16 protein-coding genes are annotated in these 16,333 nt (G+C 55.1%); 13 read left to right on the top strand and 3 right to left on the bottom strand.

Translation table 11 applies throughout. The annotated features are described in order from the left end of the window. Positions 1 to 46 precede the first annotated feature (46 nt). The 7 genes from ubiE to tatD all read left to right on the top strand — a co-directional run bounded on the left by ubiE (position 47) and on the right by tatD (position 5,532). Positions 47 to 802, top strand: a complete 756-nt coding sequence (gene ubiE / locus ACMWKA_RS20035) for a bifunctional demethylmenaquinone methyltransferase/2-methoxy-6-polyprenyl-1,4-benzoquinol methylase UbiE (protein ID WP_013099241.1) — start codon at positions 47 to 49, stop codon at positions 800 to 802. Positions 803 to 815: 13 nt separating this feature from the next. After that, a complete protein-coding gene (gene ubiJ, locus ACMWKA_RS20030; RefSeq protein ID WP_414760541.1) occupies positions 816 to 1,421 on the top strand; it encodes a ubiquinone biosynthesis protein UbiJ in 606 nt (201 codons plus the stop codon). Then, positions 1,418 to 3,058, top strand: coding sequence for a ubiquinone biosynthesis regulatory protein kinase UbiB (gene ubiB / locus ACMWKA_RS20025; RefSeq protein WP_020688734.1), 1,641 nt, complete (start codon positions 1,418 to 1,420; stop codon positions 3,056 to 3,058). The genes ubiJ and ubiB overlap by 4 nt, the downstream gene beginning before the upstream one ends. 76 nt (positions 3,059 to 3,134) lie before the next feature. Continuing rightward, positions 3,135 to 3,389, top strand: coding sequence for a Sec-independent protein translocase subunit TatA (tatA, locus tag ACMWKA_RS20020; protein ID WP_013099238.1), 255 nt, complete (start codon positions 3,135 to 3,137; stop codon positions 3,387 to 3,389). Between the two features lie 3 nt (positions 3,390 to 3,392). Further along, positions 3,393 to 3,935 carry a Sec-independent protein translocase protein TatB gene (gene tatB, locus ACMWKA_RS20015; RefSeq protein ID WP_023621768.1) on the top strand — a complete coding sequence of 181 codons (543 nt, stop codon included), beginning with the start codon at positions 3,393 to 3,395 and terminating at the stop codon, positions 3,933 to 3,935. Positions 3,936 to 3,937: 2 nt separating this feature from the next. Further along, the gene (tatC, locus tag ACMWKA_RS20010) at positions 3,938 to 4,708 is read left to right on the top strand and encodes a Sec-independent protein translocase subunit TatC (protein ID WP_013099236.1); all 771 of its coding nucleotides are present in this window, start codon (positions 3,938 to 3,940) and stop codon (positions 4,706 to 4,708) included. 41 nt (positions 4,709 to 4,749) lie between these two features. Beyond that, positions 4,750 to 5,532 (top strand): 3'-5' ssDNA/RNA exonuclease TatD, encoded by a 783-nt coding sequence (gene tatD, locus ACMWKA_RS20005; RefSeq protein ID WP_040021405.1) that lies wholly within the window; start codon positions 4,750 to 4,752, stop codon positions 5,530 to 5,532. Here tatD and rfaH read toward each other — a convergent pair. Next, positions 5,529 to 6,020, bottom strand: coding sequence for a transcription/translation regulatory transformer protein RfaH (gene rfaH, locus ACMWKA_RS20000; protein ID WP_013099234.1), 492 nt, complete (start codon positions 6,018 to 6,020; stop codon positions 5,529 to 5,531). The two genes, tatD and rfaH, sit on opposite strands and share 4 nt — an antisense overlap. Before the next feature lie 173 nt (positions 6,021 to 6,193). Between rfaH and ubiD the strand changes: the two genes are divergently transcribed. Both ubiD and fre read left to right on the top strand, forming a co-directional pair. Continuing rightward, entirely contained in the window at positions 6,194 to 7,696 is a 1,503-nt protein-coding gene (gene ubiD, locus ACMWKA_RS19995) for a 4-hydroxy-3-polyprenylbenzoate decarboxylase (protein ID WP_161496900.1), read from the top strand. Between the two features lie 30 nt (positions 7,697 to 7,726). Then, positions 7,727 to 8,428, top strand: a complete 702-nt coding sequence (gene fre, locus ACMWKA_RS19990; protein WP_013099232.1) for an NAD(P)H-flavin reductase — start codon at positions 7,727 to 7,729, stop codon at positions 8,426 to 8,428. 161 nt (positions 8,429 to 8,589) lie between these two features. Here fre and fadA read toward each other — a convergent pair whose 3' ends face one another. Continuing rightward, entirely contained in the window at positions 8,590 to 9,753 is a 1,164-nt protein-coding gene (fadA, locus tag ACMWKA_RS19985; RefSeq protein WP_020688730.1) for an acetyl-CoA C-acyltransferase FadA, read from the bottom strand. A 9-nt stretch (positions 9,754 to 9,762) separates the two neighbouring features. Next, a complete protein-coding gene (gene fadB / locus ACMWKA_RS19980; protein WP_013099230.1) occupies positions 9,763 to 11,952 on the bottom strand; it encodes a fatty acid oxidation complex subunit alpha FadB in 2,190 nt (729 codons plus the stop codon). A 190-nt stretch (positions 11,953 to 12,142) separates the two neighbouring features. Here fadB and pepQ point away from each other — a divergent pair, with 190 nt between their 5' ends. The 4 genes from pepQ to hemG are packed head-to-tail and all read left to right on the top strand — an operon-like array spanning position 12,143 to position 16,136. Next, positions 12,143 to 13,474 carry a Xaa-Pro dipeptidase gene (gene pepQ, locus ACMWKA_RS19975; RefSeq protein ID WP_284156436.1) on the top strand — a complete coding sequence of 444 codons (1,332 nt, stop codon included), beginning with the start codon at positions 12,143 to 12,145 and terminating at the stop codon, positions 13,472 to 13,474. Beyond that, entirely contained in the window at positions 13,474 to 14,088 is a 615-nt protein-coding gene (locus ACMWKA_RS19970; protein WP_013099228.1) for an IMPACT family protein, read from the top strand. The genes pepQ and ACMWKA_RS19970 overlap by 1 nt, the downstream gene beginning before the upstream one ends. A 40-nt stretch (positions 14,089 to 14,128) precedes the next feature. Continuing rightward, on the top strand, positions 14,129 to 15,580 hold the full coding sequence (trkH, locus tag ACMWKA_RS19965; RefSeq protein WP_013099227.1) for a Trk system potassium transporter TrkH: 1,452 nt from the start codon (positions 14,129 to 14,131) through the stop codon (positions 15,578 to 15,580). A 10-nt stretch (positions 15,581 to 15,590) separates the two neighbouring features. After that, positions 15,591 to 16,136, top strand: coding sequence for a menaquinone-dependent protoporphyrinogen IX dehydrogenase (gene hemG / locus ACMWKA_RS19960; RefSeq protein WP_048972348.1), 546 nt, complete (start codon positions 15,591 to 15,593; stop codon positions 16,134 to 16,136). Positions 16,137 to 16,333: the final 197 nt, after the last annotated feature.

The raw sequence follows: 16,333 nt of genomic DNA, 5'->3' as shown, positions 1-16,333 counted from the left end.
AATCTGTTACACTTCACGAACATTTTACTGATAAGCAGGCTCTGAGATGGTTGACGATTCACAAGACACAACGCACTTTGGCTTTCAGACTGTCGCCAAAGCGCAGAAAGCTGACATGGTGGCCCACGTATTTCATTCCGTGGCGGCGAAGTACGATGTGATGAATGACTTGATGTCATTCGGCATTCATCGCTTGTGGAAGCGCTTCACCATCGACTGTAGCGGTGTGCGTCGTGGACAAACGGTACTGGACCTTGCCGGCGGCACGGGCGATTTGACCGCGAAATTCTCCCGTCTGGTGGGTGAAACCGGGCGTGTTGTTCTGGCTGATATTAACGACTCCATGCTGAAAATGGGGCGTGAGAAGCTGCGTAACATCGGCGTGGTGGGGAATGTGGAATATGTGCAGGCAAACGCCGAGGCGCTGCCGTTCCCGGACAATACCTTTGACTGCATCACTATCTCTTTTGGCCTGCGTAACGTCACCGATAAAGAAAAAGCGCTGCGCTCAATGTATCGCGTGCTGAAGCCGGGCGGACGTCTGCTGGTGCTTGAGTTCTCCAAACCGATTATCGAGCCACTGAGCAAAGCTTACGACGCCTATTCATTCCATGTTCTGCCGCGTATTGGCGAACTGGTGGCAAACGACGCAGAAAGCTACCGCTATCTGGCGGAATCCATTCGCATGCACCCGGATCAGGACACCCTGAAGGCCATGATGCAGGATGCGGCGTTTGAAAACGTTGAGTATTTCAACATGACGGCGGGTGTCGTCGCACTGCATCGCGGTTATAAGTTCTGAGTGGAGGTGTCCTGTGCCCTTTAAACCCTTAGTCACCGCAGGCATCGAGAATGTACTGAATGCCTTTCTCTATCGTGCGCCAGCGCTAAAAGCCGCGCGGCAGCGACTTAACGGGAAGGTATTGCGGATCGTTTTAAAAGAGTTCTCGACGCCGCTTGTGCTGGTCTTCAGCGAACGCCAGCTTGATGTTCTGGTGGAGTGGGAAGGAGACGCCGACTGCTCTGTCATCACGCGCATGAGCGTGCTGCCAAAACTGCGTGACCGCCAGCAACTGACGGCGCTGATCCGCAGCGGTGAGCTGGAAGTGGAAGGCGACATTCAGGTCGTACAAAATTTCGTTGCGCTCAGCGATCTGGCCGAGTTTGACCCGGCGGAACTGCTTGCCCCATTTATTGGCGACATTGCAGCGGAAGGGATCGGCAAAGCCCTGCATGGTGGTACCGCCTTCCTGCGTAAAAGCTTGCAACGTCAGCAGCGCTATGCGGCAGAAGTGCTGACTGAAGAGTGGCGTATGGCCCCTGGACCGCTGGAAGTGGCCTGGTTCGCGGAAGAGACTGCGGCTGTTGAACGTGCGGTTGATGCGTTAACCAAACGGCTGGAAAAACTGGAGGGCAAATGACGCCTGGTGAAATTCGGCGCCTCTATTTTATCGTCCACACCTTTTTGAGTTACGGGCTCGACGAGCTTATCCCCAAAATGCGTATCACGCTGCCGCTTCGTATCTGGCGGCGGATGTTGTTCTGGATGCCTAATCGCCACAAAGGACAGCCGCTGGGTGAACGCCTGCGTCTGGCGCTACAGGAGCTGGGCCCGGTATGGATTAAATTCGGCCAAATGCTCTCGACCCGTCGCGATCTTTTCCCGCCCCAGATTGCCGATCAGCTGGCACTGCTGCAGGATCGCGTGGCCCCGTTTGACGGCGTGCGCGCGAAAAAACAGATCGAAGAGGCGATGGGCAATATTCCTGTTGAGACCTGGTTCGACGATTTCGACATTCAGCCGCTGGCTTCTGCCTCCATTGCCCAGGTGCACACCGCGCGTCTGAAAGAGAATGGCAAAGAAGTCGTTATCAAAGTTATCCGCCCGGATATTCTGCCGATCATCAAAGCGGACATGAAGCTTATCTATCGTCTGGCGCGCTGGGTTCCGCGTCTGCTCCCTGACGGACGCCGCCTGCGCCCGCTGGAAGTGGTACGGGAATATGAAAAAACGCTGATCGATGAACTAAACCTGCTGCGCGAATCGGCAAACGCCATTCAGCTACGGCGCAATTTTGAAAACAGCCCGATGCTGTATGTTCCTGAAGTCTATTCTGACTACTGCAGCCAGAACATGATGGTCATGGAACGTATTTACGGTATTCCCGTCTCGGATGTCGTGGCCCTGGAGAAACAGGGAACGAACATGAAGCTGCTGGCCGAACGTGGCGTACAGGTCTTCTTTACTCAGGTCTTCCGCGACAGCTTTTTCCACGCAGACATGCATCCGGGCAATATCTTTGTGAGCTATGAGCATCCGGACGACCCGCAATATATCGGCATTGATTGCGGTATTGTCGGCTCGCTCAATAAAGAAGATAAGCGTTATCTGGCGGAGAATTTTATCGCCTTCTTTAATCGCGACTACCGTAAAGTGGCTGAACTGCACGTTGACTCAGGTTGGGTTCCGCCGGACACCAATGTCGAAGAGTTTGAGTTTGCCATCCGTACCGTCTGTGAACCGATTTTTGAAAAACCGCTGGCGGAAATCTCGTTCGGTCACGTGTTGCTGAATCTGTTTAACACCGCTCGCCGCTTCAATATGGAAGTGCAGCCACAGCTTGTTTTACTTCAGAAAACATTACTTTACGTTGAAGGTGTAGGTCGACAGCTCTATCCTCAGTTAGACTTGTGGAAGACCGCGAAACCGTTCCTGGAATCCTGGATTAAGGATCAGGTTGGCATTCCGGCTCTGGTGCGGGCTTTCAAAGAGAAAGCCCCGTTCTGGGTTGAAAAAATGCCGGAACTTCCTGAACTGGTGTATGACAGTTTGCGTCAGAGCAAGAACCTTCAGCTCAGCATGGATAAAATCGCCCACGAGCTTCAGTCAAACCGCGTACGCCAGGGCCAGTCTCGCTATCTGTTTGGCATTGGCGCAACCCTGCTGCTCAGTGGTACGTTGTTGTTAATCAACCGTCCGGACTGGCAGATGATGCCCGCCTGGCTAATGGCTGCCGGAATAGTGGTCTGGTTCGTTGGCTGGAGAAAGACGCGCTGAACAGGCATCGCTATCACCAGGTCGCATACGTATAATGCGGTCTGACTAATTAATCATCTATCTCTGAGGAATATGTATGGGTGGTATCAGTATCTGGCAATTAGTCATTATTGCCGTCATCGTCGTGCTGCTGTTTGGCACCAAAAAGCTCGGTTCTATCGGTTCCGATCTGGGCGCGTCTATCAAAGGCTTCAAGAAAGCAATGAGCGATGATGAGAGCAAGCAGGATAAAACCAGCCAGGACGCTGACTTTACTGCTAAATCCATCTCCGACAAGCAAGAAGATGCCAAAAAGGAAGACGCTAAACGCCACGATAAAGAGCAGGTGTAAGTCGTGTTCGACATTGGTTTTAGTGAGCTGCTGCTGGTCTTTGTGATTGGCCTCATCGTGCTGGGGCCACAGCGTTTACCCGTTGCAGTAAAAACGGTTGTGGGGTGGGTGCGTGCGCTTCGTTCGCTGGCATCCACCGTACAGAACGAGCTGGCGCAGGAACTTAAGCTGCAGGAGTTTCAGGAAAGCCTGAAAAAGGTTGAGAAGGCGAGCATGGATAACCTGACGCCGGAACTGAAAGCCTCCATGGATGAACTGCGCGAAGCGGCAGAATCCATGAAGCGCTCGTACAGCGTTAACGATCCTGAAAAAGCGAGCGATGAAGCGAACACCATCCATAACCCGGTGGTGAAAAATAGTGAAGCGCAGCGCGAGGGCGTAACGCCTGCCAGCGCGGAGCATCAGGCCACCGCGCCTGAACATACGCCGCAGGAACCTGAACTGAAAAAACAGGCGCAGCCGGAAGACCCTGTGGTCAACGCGGCTGAAGCAAAGCCCGCCGCGCCTGTTACCGAATCATCCCCCTCGTCGAGTGATAAAGCGTAAACATGGCAGTAGATGATACTCAACCGCTCATTACGCACCTCATTGAGCTGCGTAAGCGCCTGTTAAACTGCATTATTGCGGTTTTCGTTATTTTCTTATGCCTGGTTTATTTCGCCAACGACATCTACCAGGTTGTCTCCGCGCCGCTGATAAAGCAGATGCCGCTGGGCGCAACGATGATCGCGACGGACGTTGCTTCGCCGTTCTTTACGCCCATTAAGCTCACGTTCTGGGTATCGTTGATCGCTTCTGCACCCATCCTGCTGTATCAGATCTGGGCGTTTGTGGCGCCCGCTCTGTATAAGCATGAACGCAAACTGGTGATCCCACTGCTGGTCTCCAGCTCGCTGTTGTTCTATATCGGCATGGCGTTTGCCTATTTTGTTGTCTTCCCGCTGGCCTTTGGCTTCCTGACGCATACCGCGCCGGAAGGGGTACAGGTGTCGACCGATATTGCCAGCTACCTCAGCTTTGTGATGGCGCTGTTTATGGCATTCGGCGTGGCGTTCGAAGTGCCGGTTGCGATTGTGCTGCTTTGCTGGGTGGGTGTAACCACACCAGAAGACCTGCGTAAAAAGCGTCCGTATATTCTGGTCGGCGCATTTGTGGTCGGCATGCTGCTGACGCCGCCCGATGTCTTCTCGCAAACGCTGCTGGCCATACCGATGTACTGTCTGTTTGAGGTAGGCGTCTTCTTCTCACGTTTCTATGTGGGGAAAGGGCGTCGGTCAGAGGACGAAGACGACGTCTCTGAAAAGAGCACTGAAGAGTAAAACCAGCCGCCCGTCAGGGCGGTTGTCATATGGGGAATTGCATGTTTGATATTGGACTTAACCTGACCAGTTCACAGTTTGCCAAAGATCGCGACGACGTCGTGGCGCGCGCGTTTGCCGCCGGCGTAAAAGGTCTGCTGCTGACAGGCACCAACCTGCATGAAAGCGAGCAGGCGCAACAGCTGGCCCAACGCTACGACCGTTGCTGGTCTACCGCGGGCGTGCATCCTCATGACAGCAGCCAGTGGACGTCGGAGAGCGCTTATATCATTCACAGGCTGGCGAAAACCCCCGAAGTGGTGGCTATCGGGGAATGTGGGCTCGATTTCAACCGCAATTTTTCCACCCCTGCCGAACAGGAAAAAGCATTCACGGCGCAACTCGCCCTGGCGGCCGAGCTTGAAATGCCGGTGTTTATGCACTGTCGCGACGCGCATGAGCGCTTCCTCGCGCTGCTGGATCCCTGGCTGGATAAACTGCCAGGCGCGGTGCTGCACTGTTTTACCGGTTCACGTCAGGAGGCGCTGGACTGTCTGGATCGTGGGCTTTATTTGGGGATTACTGGCTGGGTGTGCGATGAGCGCCGCGGGCTGGAGCTTCGCGAACTGTTGCCGGTGATCCCGGCCGACCGGTTGCTCCTCGAAACCGACGCGCCTTATTTATTGCCGCGTGATATCAAACCAAAACCGGCATCGCGACGTAACGAACCGGCATGGCTGGGGCATATTGTTACGAGCGTGGCGCAGTGGCGCGGAGAGGATCCGCACGGGTTATCTGCGCAGACGGATGACAACGTGCGTCGCCTGTTTGGCATTGATTTTTAAACTTTGCGGAAGTCGGTGTTTTTCACGCTCTGTAGCACCTGCTTATTAAGCAGATTGAGCAATAACATGGAGCGTGCTTCACCGTCCGGCTCGGCGAAAATCGCCTGCAGGCCTTCGAAGGCACCTTCGGTGATGACGACACTGTCTCCCGCGTACGGGGTTTCCGGGTCGGTAATATCTTCAGGTTGTTGATAAACCGAAAGCTGATGGATCACCGTCGACGGCACCGTTGCCGGGTGCGCACCAAAACGAACAAAATGGCTGACGCCGCGCGTGGCGCTGATGGTGGTGGTGTGGATCACTTCCGGGTCGAATTCCACGAACAAATAGTTCGGAAATAGCGGCTCACTGACGGTTGTGCGCTTCCCGCGCTGCATTTTTTCAAGCGTGATCACGGGTGTCAGGCAATTTACAGACTGACGTTCTAAATGTTCCTGCGCGCGCTGAAGTTGCCCGCGTTTGCAATACAGTAAATACCAGGCCTGCATAATCACTCTTTCCCTTAGTTTCGGGCGCAAGCATATCAAAACCCTGGCGGGATCGCTAAGTTGATTATAATGGCCGAAAAGGGAACAGGATGCAGAAGTTCACGCTAATTTAACAAAATTACAGCATCACGCAGGCTTACGCCGTATAATGAAGCGCTTACAGAGAGGCCATGATTAACTGCATGAAATACCACGATCTCCGCGACTTCCTGACGCTGCTGGAAAAGCAGGGCGAACTCAAACGCATTACGCTTCCTGTCGATCCTTATCTGGAAATGACAGAAATTGCTGACCGCACCCTGCGTGCCGGTGGCCCGGCGCTTCTGTTTGAAAACCCGAAGGGTTATTCAATGCCGGTGCTGTGCAACCTGTTTGGAACCCCTCGCCGTGTGGCGTTGGGCATGGGCCAGGAGGACGTCACAGCGTTACGTGAAGTGGGTAAACTGCTGGCGTTTCTGAAAGAGCCGGAGCCACCGAAAGGCTTCCGCGATCTGTTCGACAAGCTGCCGCAGTTTAAGCAGGTGCTGAACATGCCAACCAAACGTCTGCGCGGCGCGCCGTGCCAGCAGAAAGTGCTGGAAGGGGATGCGGTAGATCTGACCAAAATCCCGATCATGCAGTGCTGGCCTGAAGATGCCGCGCCACTCATTACGTGGGGGCTCACCGTCACACGCGGGCCGCATAAAGAGCGTCAAAATCTGGGTATTTACCGCCAGCAGCTGATTGGCAAGAATAAGCTCATCATGCGCTGGCTGTCGCATCGCGGCGGCGCGCTGGATTTCCAGGAGTGGTGCGCTGCACACCCGGGCGAGCGTTTTCCGGTCTCAGTTGCGTTAGGGGCCGACCCCGCCACCATTCTGGGCGCGGTAACGCCAGTGCCGGATACACTCTCTGAATATGCCTTTGCAGGACTGCTGCGTGGCACCAAAACGGAAGTCGTGAAGTGTATCTCTAACGACCTCGAAGTGCCCGCGAGTGCAGAGATTGTCCTGGAAGGTTACATTGAACAGGGCGAGCTGGCACCCGAAGGCCCGTACGGTGACCACACGGGCTATTATAACGAAGTGGATAACTTCCCGGTGTTTACCGTCACGCACATTACCCAGCGTGAAGATGCGATTTATCACTCCACCTATACCGGACGTCCACCGGATGAACCTGCAGTACTGGGTGTGGCGCTGAATGAAGTGTTTGTGCCGATCCTGCAAAAGCAGTTCCCGGAAATTGTTGATTTCTATCTGCCGCCGGAAGGATGCTCGTATCGCCTGGCGGTGGTCACAATGAAGAAGCAGTATCCTGGTCACGCTAAACGCGTGATGATGGGCGTATGGTCTTTCCTGCGCCAGTTTATGTATACCAAATTTGTGATTGTCTGCGATGATGACGTTAACGCCCGCGACTGGAATGATGTTATCTGGGCCATTACCACGCGAATGGATCCGGCGCGCGATACGGTGTTAGTGGAAAACACGCCGATAGATTATCTGGATTTTGCCTCGCCGGTCTCCGGTCTTGGCTCAAAAATGGGACTGGATGCCACAAATAAATGGCCTGGCGAAACCGACCGTGAATGGGGTCGCCCGATCAAGAAAGATCCTGCTGTGACCGCGCGAATTGACGCGATCTGGGACGAACTGGCCATAATGAATAACGGTAAACCGCAGGCTGACCGTTAAGCCCTATAGACTTCCCGACAGAGAGAGCGAATGACAACCTTAAGCTGTAAAGTGACCTCGGTAGATGCTATCACCGACACCGTATATCGCGTCCGTTTAGTGCCTGAAGCGGCATTCTCTTTCCGTGCTGGTCAGTACCTGATGGTCGTGATGGATGAACGTGATAAGCGTCCTTTCTCTATGGCCTCAACGCCAGCGGAGCAGGAATTTATTGAGCTTCATATTGGTGCGTCAGAGCTTAACCTGTATGCAATGGCCGTCATGGACCGCATTCTTAAAGAGCGCGAGATCGTGGTGGATATTCCACACGGTGATGCATGGCTGCGTGACGATGAAGACCGTCCGCTGATCCTGATTGCCGGTGGTACAGGCTTCTCCTACGTGCGCTCTATTCTGTTGACGGCCCTGGCGCGTAACCCGAACCGTGATATCACTATCTACTGGGGTGGCCGCGAAGAGAAACATCTCTACGATCTCTCTGAGCTTGAAGCGCTGAGCGTTAACCATCCCAACCTGCGTGTTGAACCGGTGGTTGAGCAGCCGGAAGAGGGCTGGCGTGGGCGTAGCGGCACAGTGCTGACGGCGGTACTGCAGGATCATGGCACGCTGGCAGGGCACGATATCTATATCGCTGGCCGCTTTGAGATGGCGAAAATTGCCCGTGACCTGTTCTGTAACGAACGAGATGCGCGTGAAGATCGTCTGTTTGGCGATGCTTTTGCGTTTATCTAAATAAAAAACCCGCCCCTGACAGGCGGGAAGAACGGCAACTAAACTGTCTCTCTTCGCAAATGGCGTCACTTGCGGCGAGGTACCTCTCGTAGGCCGGGAAAGCGCAGCACCTCCCGGCAAAAGCCCGATGGCGCGATGCTTATCGGGCCTACGTTATAGCCTTACACTCTCTCAAACACCGTTGCGATACCCTGACCCAACCCAATACACATCGTTGCCAGACCAAACTGCGCGTCTTTGCGTTCCATCAGGTTAATCAGCGTTGTGCTGATACGCGCCCCGGAGCAGCCCAGCGGGTGACCGAGGGCGATCGCGCCGCCGTTGAGGTTAATTTTCTCGTCGATCTGCTCCATCAGCCCCAGATCTTTAATGCACGGCAGGATCTGCGCGGCGAAGGCTTCGTTCATCTCGAACACGTCGATATCACTGGTGGTCAATCCCGCTTTCTTCAGCGCCAGCTTCGAGGCCGGAACCGGGCCGTAACCCATGATAGAAGGATCGCAGCCTACCACCGCCATTGAGCGCACCCGGGCGCGAGGCGTTAACCCCAGCTCGCGGGCGCGGCTTTCGCTCATTACCAGCATCGCGGCCGCTCCGTCAGACAGCGCCGACGAGGTACCTGCCGTGACCGTACCGGTGACCGGGTCAAACGCCGGGCGCAGGGTGGATAGCGCTTCAACGGTGGTTTCCGGGCGGATCACTTCGTCGTAGCTGAACTGCTTCAGAACGCCATCAGCATCATGGCCGCCGGTCGGGATGATCTCATTCTTAAACGCGCCGGATTGCGTGGCGGCCCATGCACGAGCATGAGAACGCGCGGCGAAGGTATCCTGCATTTCACGGCTAATTCCGTGCAGGCGGGACAGCATTTCAGCGGTCAGGCCCATCATTCCTGCGGCTTTCGCCACGTTACGGCTCATGCCCGGGTGGAAATCGACCCCGTGGCTCATTGGCACATGGCCCATGTGCTCCACGCCGCCGACCAGGCAGGCCTGCGCGTCACCGGTCATGATCATACGCGCCGCATCATGCAGTGCCTGCATTGAGGAGCCGCACAGACGGTTGACGGTAACTGCCGGCACCGAATGTGGGATCTCCGCCAGCAGCGAAGCATTGCGGGCGATGTTGAAGCCCTGCTCAAGCGTCTGTTGCACACAGCCCCAGTAGATATCGTCGAGCGCAGCCGGGTCCAGCGCCGGATTACGCGCCAGCAGGCTACGCATCAGGTGCGCTGAGAGATCCTCTGCGCGCACGTTACGGAATGCGCCGCCTTTTGAACGGCCCATCGGGGTGCGAATCGCATCAACAATGACAACCTTTTCCATTGTGACTCCTTAAGCCGTTTTCAGCTCGCCAACCGGACGGGCTGGCTCAACTGCTGGGTAATAGGATTCGTTATGGCGCGCTTTATTACGCAGCCCTTCCGGCACGTCATACAGCGGGCCGAGGTGCTGATACTGCTGCACCATATCGAGATAGCGGGCGCTGCCGAGCGTATCCAGCCAGCGGAACGCGCCACCGTGGAACGGAGGGAAGCCCAGGCCATAGACCAGCGCCATATCGGCTTCTGCCGGACTGGCGATAATGCCTTCTTCCAGGCAACGCACCACTTCGTTGATCATCGGAATCATCATCCGGGCGATGATTTCATCGTCCGTGAAGTCACGTTTTGGCTGGCTAACCCCGGCCAGCAGGCTATCCACCGCCGGATCTTCTTCTTTCTTCGGTTTGCCTTTGCTGTCTTCTTTATAGCGCCAGAAGCCCAGACCGTTTTTCTGACCAAAGCGGTTGGCGTCAAACAGGGCGTCAATCGCATCGCGATAATCTTTCTGCATGCGCTGTGGGAAGCCCGCCGCCATAACCGCTTGCGCGTGATGCGCGGTATCAATGCCAACCACATCTAGCAGATACGCCGGCCCCATCGGCCAGCCGAACTGTTTTTCCATCACTTTGTCGACTTTGCGGAAGTCCGCGCCGTCGCGCAGCAGCTGGCTGAAACCAGCGAAGTAAGGGAACAGTACGCGGTTGACGAAGAAGCCCGGGCAGTCGTTGACCACAATCGGGGTTTTGCCCATCTTACTGGCCCACGCCACCACTTTTGCGATGGTGTCGTCAGAGGTTTTTTCGCCGCGGATCACTTCGACCAGTGGCATGCGATGCACCGGGTTGAAGAAATGCATTCCGCAGAAGTTTTCCGGGCGCTTCAGGACGCTTGCCAGCTCGCTAATCGGAATCGTCGAGGTGTTAGAGGCCAGTACGGTCTCCGGACGCACTTTCTCTTCCGTTTCGGCCAGCACCGCTTTCTTCACTTTCGGGTTCTCTACCACGGCCTCAACCACCACATCGACGCGGTCAAAACCGGTGTATTCCAGTACGGGCTGGATAGTAGAGATCACGCCTGAGAGTTTCAGACCGTCAATTTTGCCGCGTTCCAGCTGTTTATTGAGCAGCTTGGCTGCTTCGGTCATCCCCAGCGTCAGGGATTTCTCGCTGATGTCTTTCATCACCACCGGCACGCCCTTCCAGGCGGACTGGTAAGCGATGCCGCCGCCCATAATGCCAGCGCCAAGTACCGCCGCATGTTTTGGCGTCTCAACGTTTTTCGTCAGCTGTTTTGCTTTGCCTTTCACGAACTGATCGTTGAGGAAGATACCCACCAGCGCGCGGGCTTCATTGGTATGTGCCAGCGGGACAAAGCTCTGGTTTTCGAGTTTCAGGGCTTCGTCACGGCCAAAGCGGGCTGCGGCTTCGATAGTTTTCACCGCCGTGATCGGCGCCGGGTAGTGTTTACCCGCCGTCTGCATCACCATGCCCTTGGCGATGGTGAAACTCATGGCTGCTTCAATCTTGCTGAGCTTTAACGGCTCCAGTTTCGGCTGGCGTTTGGCCTTCCAGTCGAGATCGCCGTTAATGGCCTGACGCAGAATGGCGAGGGAGCCTTCAATCAGTTTTTCTGGCTTCACGACGCCATCAACCAGGCCGATTTTTTGCGCCTGCTCTGCGCCAACATCTTTACCTGCGGCAATAATTTCCAGCGCGCTGTCGGCACCCAGCATGCGCGGCATACGTACGGAGCCGCCAAAGCCCGGCATAATGCCCAGTTTGGTTTCCGGCAGGCCGATGCGCAGATCCGGCGTGGCGAGGCGGTAGTCGGTGGCCAGCACGCATTCACAGCCGCCGCCCAGCGCGTAGCCGTTAACGGCGGAAAGGGTCGGGACAGGCAGATCTTCCAGACGATTAAAGACGCTGTTGGCAAAGTGCAGCCACTGGCTCAGCTGTTCTTCAGGCACCAGGAACAGTGAAAGAAATTCGGTGATATCGGCACCAACAATAAAGGCCGCTTTGTTCGAGCGCAGCAGCAGCCCCTTTAAATCAGTTTGTTTTTCAAGTACATCCAGCGCCTGGCCAAGACTGGCCACCGTCGCGGTATCAAGCTTGTTGACTGAGCCGGGGGCATCGAACACCAGTTCGGCAATGCCATCTTCCAGCCAGTTGAGGTACAGGGTGTCGCCTTTGTAGAGCATGTCAGTCTCCTGAATCCAGCAAGTGGATCTGGTCATACCAGATGAGTCGGAGTGTGGGATTTGTGTTAATAAAATGCAAATTACTCATTAAGAAATTGCTGCATTGATCACGGTCGGTGGAAATCACGCAGCCGGAGACAGGTGTGCTAAGATGCGAGGACTTGAGGTCAAAAAAACGAAAGGAAGAATGATGGACTCACTGGCTTCGCTTTATAAAAATCATATCGTTACCCTACAGGAACGTACCCGTGATGTACTTGCCCGCTTTAAGCTGGATGCGCTGTTAATCCACTCTGGCGAGCTGATGAATACCTTTCTGGATGACCATGCGTATCCGTTTAAGGTTAACCCGCAGTTTAAAGCCTGGGTGCCGGTAACACAGGTGCCAAATTGCTGGTTGCTGGTGGATGGCGTGAACAAGCCGAAACTGTGGTTCTATCTGCCTGTGGATTACTGGCACAACGTTGAGCCGCTGCCGACCAGCTTCTGGACAGAAGAAGTGGACGTCATGGCTTTACCAAAAGCCGACGGTATTGGCAGCCAGTTGCCTGCCGCGCGTGGCAATATTGCCTACATTGGCCCGGTCCCGGAGCGTGCGCTGGGTCTGGATATCCCGGCAGACAAACTCAACCCGAAAGGGGTGCTGGATTTCCTGCACTATTACCGCGCGTATAAAACCGACTACGAACTTTACTGCATGCGTGAAGCGCAAAAAACGGCGGTGAATGGTCACCGTGCAGCGCATGAAGCCTTCCAGTCCGGTATGAGCGAGTTCGATATCAATCAGGCGTACCTCACCGCGACCGGTCACCGTGACACCGATGTGCCTTACAGCAACATCGTCGCCCTGAATGAGCATGCCTCTGTTCTGCATTACACCAAACTGGATCACCATGTGCCGTCTGAGATGCGCAGCTTCCTGCTGGACGCAGGCGCAGAGTACAACGGCTACGCGGCTGACCTGACCCGTACCTGGGCGGCCAATGCGGATACCGATTTTGCGCATCTGATTAAAGACGTTAACGATGAGCAACTGGCGCTTATCAGCACCATGAAAGCCGGAACCAGCTATGTGGATTACCATATCCAGTTCCATCAGCGCATCGCTAAACTGCTGCGTAAACACCAGATCGTGAAAGACATGAGCGAAGAGGCGATGGTCGAAAACGATCTGACCGGGCCCTTTATGCCGCACGGCATCGGCCACCAGCTGGGTCTGCAGGTTCATGATGTTGCGGGCTTTATGCAGGATGATACCGGCACGCACCTCGCCGCGCCGTCTAAATATCCTTACCTGCGCTGCACGCGTATCCTTGAGCCGCGCATGGTGCTGACCATCGAGCCGGGTATCTACTTTATCGAATCGCTGTTAGCGCCATGGCGCGAAGGTCAGTTCAGCAAGCACTTCAACTGGGAAAAAATTGACGCGCTGAAACCGTTTGGCGGTATTCGTATCGAAGATAACGTCGTGATTCATGAGAACGGTATCGAGAATATGACGCGAGACCTGAAGCTGGCCTGATGGAAAGCTGGCTGATACCGGCTGAGCCGGTCACCTTTGTTGAAGAAATCAAGAAAAGCCGCTTTATTACGCTGCTGGCACATACCGATGGCGTAGAGGCGGCAAAGGCGTTTGTTGAGTCTGTCCGCGCTGCGCATCCCGACGCCCGTCACCACTGCGTGGCGTGGGTCGCCGGGCCGCCAGACGATTCGCAGCAGCTGGGTTTTTCTGATGACGGTGAACCGGCGGGTACTGCCGGCAAACCTATGCTTTCCCAGCTCATGGGCAGTGGCGTGGGTGAAATCACCGCCGTGGTTGTTCGCTACTACGGCGGCATTCTATTAGGTACCGGTGGGCTGGTGAAAGCGTATGGCGGGGGCGTACAGCAGGCGCTTAATATGTTGGTCACTACCCGCAAAACGCCACTCACCGAATATACTTTGTTGTGCGACTACGCCCAGCTATCGGGTGTCGAAGCGCTGCTTAAACAGTTTAACGGTGTGATTGCACACAGTGATTACCAGGCAATGGTGCAATTGCGCGTGGCGCTTCCTCAGGCTGAACAGGCTGCTTTTTCGGCAAAACTGGCGGATTTTAGTCGCGGTTCGTTGCAATTGCTGCCGATTGAAGAATAATCCCCACCTCACTTTTTGAATACCAAAGGAAGCGGCAGAGATGCATTTTCGTGCCATAACCCGAATCGTTGGACTGCTGGTCATACTTTTTTCCGGGACGATGATTCTCCCAGGACTGGTGGCGCTTATCTACCGGGACGGCGCGGGGCGGGCATTTACCCAGACCTTCTTTGTTGCGCTGGCGATTGGCTCGCTGCTGTGGTGGCCAAACCGTCGTCAGAAAGGTGAGCTGAAATCACGTGAAGGGTTTCTGATTGTGGTGCTGTTCTGGACGGTGCTGGGAAGCGTCGGTTCGCTGCCCTTTATCTTCTCTGAACAGCCCAATCTGAGCATCACGGATGCCTTTTTTGAATCCTTCTCCGGCTTAACGACTACCGGCGCGACTACGCTGGTTGGGCTGGATTCGTTACCCCACGCCATTCTCTTTTATCGCCAGATGCTGCAATGGTTCGGTGGTATGGGGATCATTGTTCTGGCGGTGGCCATCCTTCCTATCCTGGGCGTCGGGGGCATGCAGTTGTACAGGGCAGAAATGCCGGGGCCACTGAAAGATAACAAGATGCGCCCGCGTATTGCCGAGACGGCGAAGACCCTGTGGCTGATTTATGTTTTACTGACCGTTGCCTGTGCGCTGGCGCTGTGGTTTGCCGGTATGCCCGCGTTCGATGCCATCGGGCACAGCTTCGCGACAATCGCCATCGGCGGGTTCTCTACCCACGATGCCAGTGTGGGCTACTTTGATAGTCCAACGATCAACACCATTATTGCTATTTTCCTGCTGATCTCCGGCTGTAACTACGGTCTACACTTCTCATTACTCAGCGGACGTAGCCTGAAGGTGTACTGGCGCGACCCGGAGTTCCGTATGTTTATTGGCGTCCAGCTCACGCTGGTGGTCATCTGTACGCTGGTGCTCTGGTTCCACGATGTCTATAACTCGGCGCTGACCACGCTAAACCAGGCGTTCTTCCAGGTGGTGTCGATGGCGACAACCGCAGGTTTTACCACGGACAGCATTGCACGCTGGCCGCTGTTCCTGCCTGTGCTGCTGCTGTGCTCGGCATTTATTGGTGGTTGCGCAGGGTCGACGGGCGGTGGCCTGAAGGTGATTCGTATTCTGCTGCTCTTCAAGCAGGGGAACCGTGAATTAAAACGCCTGGTTCACCCAAATGCAGTCTATAGCATCAAGCTGGGCAACCGTGCCCTGCCGGAACGTATTCTCGAAGCGGTGTGGGGATTCTTCTCGGCGTATGCCCTGGTCTTTATCGTCAGTATGCTGGCAATCATCGCGACGGGGGTGGATGATTTCTCTGCCTTTGCGTCCGTTGTGGCAACACTTAATAACCTCGGGCCTGGCCTGGGGGTCGTGGCGGATAACTTTGCCAGTATGAACCCGGTCGCGAAATGGATCCTAATCGCCAATATGCTGTTTGGGCGTCTTGAGGTCTTTACGCTGCTGGTGCTGTTCACCCCAACATTCTGGCGCGAGTAAGGAGTCGTCGGTGAAAACACTTATTCTATTCTCTACGCGAGACGGGCAAACGCGTGAGATTGCCTCTTATCTGGCTTCTGAACTACAAGAGCTGGGCATTTACTCTGATGTGGTGAACCTGAACCGTACGGAGCAAATCGCCTGGCAGGATTACGACCGCGTGGTGATTGGGGCGTCTATCCGTTACGGGCATTTCCATCCTGCGCTGGATCGCTTTGTGAAAAAGCATACGGCAGCGCTCAATAAGCTGCCCGGGGCGTTCTACTCGGTCAATCTGGTGGCCCGCAAACCTGAAAAGCGTACACCGCAGACCAACAGCTACACGCGCAAGTTTTTGCTGAATTCGCCATGGCAGCCAGACGTGTGTGCCGTCTTTGCAGGGGCGCTGCGTTATCCCCGCTATCGCTGGTATGACCGCTTTATGATTCGGCTGATTATGAAAATGACCGGCGGTGAAACCGATACGCGTAAAGAAGTGGTTTATACCGACTGGACGCAGGTGAGCAGTTTTGCCCGGGAAATCGCGCATTTATCACCCGAATCGCGGCGTATTTAAGCGTGGAGTTTGAAAAGTGAGCGAACGAAAAGTTTTTTGTATTTTGTGCTTGTCACTTCAGAATAACTCCCTATAATGCGCCTCCACTGACACGGAACAACGGCACACACGCCGCCGGGTCAGCAGAGAAAAGCAAATTAAACGCTTGACTCTGAAGCGGGAAAGCGTAATATGCACACCCCGCGCCGCAGCGAAAA

Origin of the sequence: Enterobacter sp. 03-F-07-AD-ECC, assembly GCF_047530935.1 — a bacterium.
GTDB classification, from domain to species: Bacteria; Pseudomonadota; Gammaproteobacteria; order Enterobacterales; family Enterobacteriaceae; genus Enterobacter; species Enterobacter cloacae.
Note: the sequence above shows the minus strand (reverse complement) of the source record. Positions and strands in the feature narration are given on the sequence as shown.

Excerpts from the sequence above, each read along its gene's own strand:
- ubiE (WP_013099241.1), top strand. The coding sequence starts at position 47 with ATGGTTGACGATTCACAAGACACAACGCACTTTGGCTTTCAGACTGTC.
- ubiB (WP_020688734.1), top strand. The coding sequence starts at position 1,418 with ATGACGCCTGGTGAAATTCGGCGCCTCTATTTTATCGTCCACACCTTT.
- tatA (WP_013099238.1), top strand. The coding sequence starts at position 3,135 with ATGGGTGGTATCAGTATCTGGCAATTAGTCATTATTGCCGTCATCGTC.
- tatC (WP_013099236.1), top strand. The coding sequence starts at position 3,938 with ATGGCAGTAGATGATACTCAACCGCTCATTACGCACCTCATTGAGCTG.
- tatD (WP_040021405.1), top strand. The coding sequence starts at position 4,750 with ATGTTTGATATTGGACTTAACCTGACCAGTTCACAGTTTGCCAAAGAT.
- rfaH (WP_013099234.1), bottom strand. The coding sequence starts at position 6,020 with ATGCAGGCCTGGTATTTACTGTATTGCAAACGCGGGCAACTTCAGCGC.
- fre (WP_013099232.1), top strand. The coding sequence starts at position 7,727 with ATGACAACCTTAAGCTGTAAAGTGACCTCGGTAGATGCTATCACCGAC.
- fadA (WP_020688730.1), bottom strand. The coding sequence starts at position 9,753 with ATGGAAAAGGTTGTCATTGTTGATGCGATTCGCACCCCGATGGGCCGT.
- fadB (WP_013099230.1), bottom strand. The coding sequence starts at position 11,952 with ATGCTCTACAAAGGCGACACCCTGTACCTCAACTGGCTGGAAGATGGC.
- pepQ (WP_284156436.1), top strand. The coding sequence starts at position 12,143 with ATGGACTCACTGGCTTCGCTTTATAAAAATCATATCGTTACCCTACAG.
- ACMWKA_RS19970 (WP_013099228.1), top strand. The coding sequence starts at position 13,474 with ATGGAAAGCTGGCTGATACCGGCTGAGCCGGTCACCTTTGTTGAAGAA.
- trkH (WP_013099227.1), top strand. The coding sequence starts at position 14,129 with ATGCATTTTCGTGCCATAACCCGAATCGTTGGACTGCTGGTCATACTT.